Raw genomic sequence first — 4,861 nt, 5'->3', positions numbered from 1 at the left:
TCTAAAATCTAAAATCTAAAATCTAAAATCTAAAATCTAAAATCTAAAATCTAAAATCTAAAATCTAAAATCTAAAATCTAAAATCTAAAATCTAAAATCTAAAATCTAAAATCTAAAATCTAAAATTAGATAGCTGTAACAATAGCTAAGAAATCGTCAGCTTTTAAAGCTGCACCTCCAATTAAACCACCGTCTACGTCTGGTTTAGAGAAAATTTCTTTAGCGTTTTCTGGTTTTACAGAACCACCGTATAAAATAGAAACTTCATCAGCGATTTCAGCTCCAAAAGCTTTACGGATAGTTTCTCTAATGAATTCGTGCATTTCTTGAGCTTGTTCTGGAGAAGCAGTCTCACCTGTTCCGATAGCCCAAACCGGCTCATAAGCTAAGACCATTTTTGACCATGATTCTTTTGCAATGTGGAAAACACCATCACGCAATTGGTTTTCTACAATGTTGAAGTGATTATCAGACTGACGGTCTTTTAATTCTTCACCAAAACAGAAAATAACAGTCATATCATGTTTTAAAGCAGTATCTACTTTATTAGCAATTAAAGCATCAGTTTCGTGAAAAATAGCTCTTCTTTCAGAATGTCCTAAGATTACTGTGTTTACACCAATGCTAGTTAACATATCTGCTGAAATTTCTCCTGTAAAAGCGCCACCTTCTGCCTGGTGAACGTTTTGAGCAGAAACTCCGATAGTGGTATTTTTTAATTTTGCAGCAGCAGCTTGTAAGTTTACAAAAGTTGGCGCTACAATTACTTGTGCATTCGTTTTTGCTGGAATTTTAGCAATTAACTCGTTTAATAATTCTTCAGTTTGAGCAGCATTTTTATGCATTTTCCAGTTTCCTGCAACAATCGATTTTCTCATTTTGGTAGTTTTATATTATTTTTTTGTTTTTTGTTTGAATTTAAAGTCAAGTTCAATTTTTAATTGATATTGATTTTTGACATTGACATTGAAAAATTATTTCAACGATTGTAAAGTAGTGTTGATTTTTTCAAAATCAGTTTCTATAGCGCGGTACAAAACGATTTTACCTGTTTTGTCAACAACGATATAACGCGGAATCCAGTCTAAGTCAATCGCTTTTCCGAAAAGACCTTTCATTCCGTCATTCATCATGTAGTGATCGCCTTTGTTTAATTCGTGTTTTTCGATTCCGGCTTTCCATTTGTCAGCCGTTTTATCAGCCGAAATAAACAGATAAGAAACATCAGGATTGTTAGCCTGCAATTCTTTTAATTTTGGCATTGCTTTTACACAGTCGCCACACCAAGAAGCCCAAACTTCAATTAATAAAGTTTTTCCTTTGTATTTTTTTAAGATGTTTTTAAAAGCTGTCTGACTATTGTCAGTTCCTAATAATTTTTCTGATAAAGCTTCTTTAGAAAAAGTTGTTTTCTGAGCTTGTGAACATGAAAAAGTAATAAATGCAATTAAGATTAAAGCAATTTGTTTCATATAAATAATCATTTTCAACAAAGTTAAACAAACAAATTGAAAGCCAAATGCAGATTAACAAAATTTGAAGAGTCGTTTATTTTGTAACAAAACGGGGATTTTAGGTTAGAAAAAGCGGAATGAAATCGTAATAGTAGAGGGATAAAATCGTGCTTTTTTTAAATCGATATTTTTTGAGATTAGAAAAACGATTAAAATTTTTATTTAAGGGAAAAAAAATAAGCAAAAAAACGTCAGATTTCAATCAAAAAAGCCTTCAATAAATTTAAATTATTGAAGGCTTTATACCTTTTTTGATGAGGTTAGTTTAACTCGTAATTTCCGTTTGCCCATTTTTTACTTGGAGCAATCCAATTGTCTCCAGCTTTATATAAAAAACCATGTTTTAGACCGGTATTTAATTCAATTTCCTTAAAATGATTTATTTCGCATTTAGAAATTTCCTTCCTTTTGATAGCTGAAACACCATAAATATCCGATTTTTCATAAATGGTTAAAATATTACCACAGAAATTAATCTCGGGAATGTTTTCAATATCAGAATCCTGAAAACAACCTATAAAAACAAAATTAACATTTGGATTTTCTAAATACGTCGAAACGAATTGTGCAATATAACCGCCTTTTGAAGTTCCTATTACAGTGATATGATTTGGTTCAACACCTTTTCTTATTAATCCTTTTATTTGCTTTTCTACTTTTTTGGCATATTTAGCAGCGTTTGTGTTTTTACTTCTAATTTCGCTAAAAACAATAAAATGGTCTTTTCTAAAAGAAGCTAAAATCTCATTGTATTCTGCTTTTCCATACTCCAAATGAGCAACATTCAAAGGATTTTCTTCAACGAATTTATTATGTAAAAAGAAAATATAACGTTGGTCTTTATTTGCCTGACTAAAACACAAAGAACTGACTAAAACGGTAAGCGAGAAAACAAATGCTTTAAGGTTTTTTTTCATTAATTATTTGGGGTTAAGTTTGAAGTAAAATCAGCTTTTGGTATTAATGAAAATTTTATAAATGCCTGTTTCGTTATCTTGTTTATATTCGACATTTTTTATTTCAACTGATTTTAGTACTGTATTACTACATTCTTTTCCTTTTACTTTTTGGGTAACAGCAGTTATTTCGAAAAGACTTTTGTCTTCAATTTTTACAGCGTATTTATATACTCCAGGATTAAATCCAACAACTAAGTTAAGAAGATTTGAGTTGTCGGCGGTCATGTAAGTAGTCTGGATTGTTTTGTTTTCATTTAAATCTGTTATGGTTATGGGCTTTTTTGCATCAAGAGTACCATTAGCAAATAAATTTTCTCCGGACTCTTTATCTACAAATTCAAAAGCAAATCCAACAGGACCTGTTGAACACAAAGAACCAGATTCACATCCTGTTATAACAATTAAAACTAAAAGTAATGAGAGTTTCAGTATTCTTTTCATGATAAATAAGTTTTTGGTTTGAATCAAATGTAAGATTATTTTTCGCAATCCGAAATTAAGTTTTGATGAAAATTATATTAAAAAACAAAAGCGCCAACAAACATATTGTTTATTGGCGCTTTGAGATTTTAAGTGAGATGTTATAATTTCAAATCATCAACATCATTATAGTGTACTTTTTGAACAATAGTTCCGTTTTGTACAACCACAATACTTGGATTTGCTCTTTCAACTGTTTTTAAAGCTGTTCCGTCACAGAAATAAAAATCAAGATCTAAATTATATTGTTTTTTAGCTTTAGCAATTTCATCAGCTCCAGAAGCAGTCATTCCGATCACTTTGTATCCTTTAGCTTTTGCATCTGTTGAAACTTTAGCTAATTTTTTCATTCCTTCAGGATTTGATAAATTCAAATCGTAAGTTACATATATCAATAATTTAGGTTCTTTCAACAATTCTTCTTTGTAATCAGAATCATCTTTTGTCATTGTGAAATCGTGAATTGGCGGCACATAACCTTCAGAAATTACTTTGTCTTTACGATCAACGAAAGTAGCGCCTTCAGGAATATTCATTAGATCTTTCTCTGTAAATTCTTTTTCAACACCATTTACTTTGTAAATAAAGATCATTTCAACCACAGATTTTGGAGCACCTTCCGGAATTTCCATTCCCTTCTCAATGTTCGTTCCTACTTTATACGGACGGAAATCTTTAATCGGATTGTGATTTAAAACCCAAACTGCCATAAATACACAAAGAATAATACTAATTAAAGTAACCAGATTGGTAACCGTTTTTGAAAATAATGGTTTTACTAATTTTTTATTGATGAATAAAATCAGGATAAAGAACAATAAAACAACATCTTTTGTGAAAGATTGCCAAGGTGTTAAATGTAAAGCATCTCCAAAACAACCGCAATCTTTTACTACATCAAAATAAGCCGAGTAAAAAGTAAGGAAAGTGAAGAAAACTATCAGTAATAACAATGCCCAAATGGTTAATTTTGATTTATAACCAACTAAAAGCATCACACCTAAAACTACTTCTAAAATCACCAAAAAGATTGCTAATCCTAATGCCAAAGGCTCTAAAAAAGGCATATTGAAAACTGGTTCACTAAAATATTCTGCTAGTTTATAAGAGAATCCAACTGGGTCGTTCAGTTTTATTAATCCAGAAATGATAAATAATACACCGACAAATAAGCGGGAAAATTGAGTAATGATATTTTTCATGGGGAATATATTTGATTTTAAAATTCCAATTTTTTAAAACCCAAATTCCAAGCTTAGTATTGGAATTTGGAATTTTAAAATTGAATTTTTATTTATTTATAGGATTAAGTATTAAAGCAAAAACAGAGTAATTAATCATGTCCTGATAGTTGGCATCGATGCCTTCAGAAACCAAAGTTTTTCCTTTGTTGTCTTCAATCTGTTTAACGCGTAGTAATTTCTGCAAAATTAAATCTGTCAGCGAACTCACACGCATATCACGCCACGCTTCGCCGTAATCGTGATTTTTGGCCTCCATTAAATCTTTGGTAAGTTTTACTTTCGCATCATATAATTCGGTAGCTTTTTCAACATTTAAATCGGGCTGATCTACAACGCCCAATTCTAATTGAATCAAAGCCATAATCGAATAATTGATAATTCCGATGAATTCGCTTGATTCATCTTCATCTACTTTTCGAACTTCGTTTTCCTGTAAACTGCGAATTCTTTGCGCTTTGATAAAAATTTGATCAGTCAGGGATGGTAATCGTAAAATGCGCCACGCACTGCCATAATCCTGCATTTTATTAACGAATAAGGAACGACAAAATTCAATTACCTTATCGTACTGTTGAGAAGTATTCTTCATTATTATTGATGTATATTTGTCTAAAATTTTCCCAAAAATAGGGATAAATTTTAAAAGGATTCAACTTTAAATTA

General features: G+C 30.7%; 6 protein-coding genes. All 6 read right to left on the bottom strand.

Annotated elements, in window-relative coordinates:
- Positions 1-126: 126 nt before the first annotated feature.
- On the bottom strand, positions 127-879 hold the full coding sequence (gene tpiA, locus VGE71_RS03045) for a triose-phosphate isomerase (RefSeq protein WP_331136976.1): 753 nt from the start codon (positions 877-879) through the stop codon (positions 127-129).
- A 96-nt stretch (positions 880-975) separates the two neighbouring features.
- On the bottom strand, positions 976-1,473 hold the full coding sequence (locus tag VGE71_RS03040) for a TlpA disulfide reductase family protein (RefSeq protein ID WP_331136975.1): 498 nt from the start codon (positions 1,471-1,473) through the stop codon (positions 976-978).
- Positions 1,474-1,775: 302 nt separating this feature from the next.
- Positions 1,776-2,432, bottom strand: coding sequence for an alpha/beta hydrolase (locus tag VGE71_RS03035; RefSeq protein WP_331136974.1), 657 nt, complete (start codon positions 2,430-2,432; stop codon positions 1,776-1,778).
- A 30-nt stretch (positions 2,433-2,462) separates the two neighbouring features.
- Positions 2,463-2,915 (bottom strand): hypothetical protein, encoded by a 453-nt coding sequence (locus VGE71_RS03030; protein WP_331136973.1) that lies wholly within the window; start codon positions 2,913-2,915, stop codon positions 2,463-2,465.
- Between the two features lie 140 nt (positions 2,916-3,055).
- Positions 3,056-4,156 (bottom strand): BT_3928 family protein, encoded by a 1,101-nt coding sequence (locus tag VGE71_RS03025; protein ID WP_331136972.1) that lies wholly within the window; start codon positions 4,154-4,156, stop codon positions 3,056-3,058.
- Positions 4,157-4,244: 88 nt separating this feature from the next.
- Entirely contained in the window at positions 4,245-4,787 is a 543-nt protein-coding gene (locus tag VGE71_RS03020) for a DUF1599 domain-containing protein (RefSeq protein ID WP_331136971.1), read from the bottom strand.
- Positions 4,788-4,861 lie beyond the last annotated feature (74 nt).

The sequence above is a fragment of the Flavobacterium sp. genome (assembly GCF_036405015.1).
Classification (GTDB): domain Bacteria; phylum Bacteroidota; class Bacteroidia; order Flavobacteriales; family Flavobacteriaceae; genus Flavobacterium.
This window is presented reverse-complemented; position numbering and strand designations above follow the sequence as displayed.

What these genes read in the sequence shown, in the direction of transcription:
- VGE71_RS03025 (WP_331136972.1), bottom strand. Translation starts at nt 4,156, where the DNA reads ATGAAAAATATCATTACTCAATTTTCCCGCTTATTTGTCGGTGTATTA.
- VGE71_RS03030 (WP_331136973.1), bottom strand. Translation starts at nt 2,915, where the DNA reads ATGAAAAGAATACTGAAACTCTCATTACTTTTAGTTTTAATTGTTATA.
- tpiA (WP_331136976.1), bottom strand. Translation starts at nt 879, where the DNA reads ATGAGAAAATCGATTGTTGCAGGAAACTGGAAAATGCATAAAAATGCT.
- VGE71_RS03035 (WP_331136974.1), bottom strand. Translation starts at nt 2,432, where the DNA reads ATGAAAAAAAACCTTAAAGCATTTGTTTTCTCGCTTACCGTTTTAGTC.
- VGE71_RS03020 (WP_331136971.1), bottom strand. Translation starts at nt 4,787, where the DNA reads ATGAAGAATACTTCTCAACAGTACGATAAGGTAATTGAATTTTGTCGT.
- VGE71_RS03040 (WP_331136975.1), bottom strand. Translation starts at nt 1,473, where the DNA reads ATGAAACAAATTGCTTTAATCTTAATTGCATTTATTACTTTTTCATGT.